At 63.7% G+C, this 281-nt stretch carries 1 protein-coding gene; it reads left to right on the forward strand.

The features are described 5' to 3' along the window. Window positions 1-281: helix-turn-helix domain-containing protein (locus P7F60_RS09510; protein WP_277917493.1), on the forward strand; the 281-nt coding region annotated here is incomplete at both ends.

Here is a 281-nt window from a genome sequence, read left to right on the forward strand (position 1 = left end):
CGGGACAGCTCGCGGAAGCGGAGATCCCCACCGGCAAGCGCGTCGACAAATGGAAGGTGTTTCGCGATCTCTGCGACGCCCGCGAAAAATTGGGCCTGCGCGACCGGGCGCTGGCGGTGTTGAACGCGCTTCTCTCCTTCTTCCCGGAAACGGAGCTGGAGGAAGGCGACAATCTCATCGTCTTCCCCTCCAACGCCCAGCTTTCGATCCGCGCCAACGGCATCGCCGGCACGACGCTGCGCGAAAATCTCGGCATTCTCGTCGACGGCGGCATCGTTTCG

This window comes from Rhizobium sp. YJ-22, assembly GCF_029601685.1.
GTDB lineage: Bacteria > Pseudomonadota > Alphaproteobacteria > Rhizobiales > Rhizobiaceae > Metarhizobium.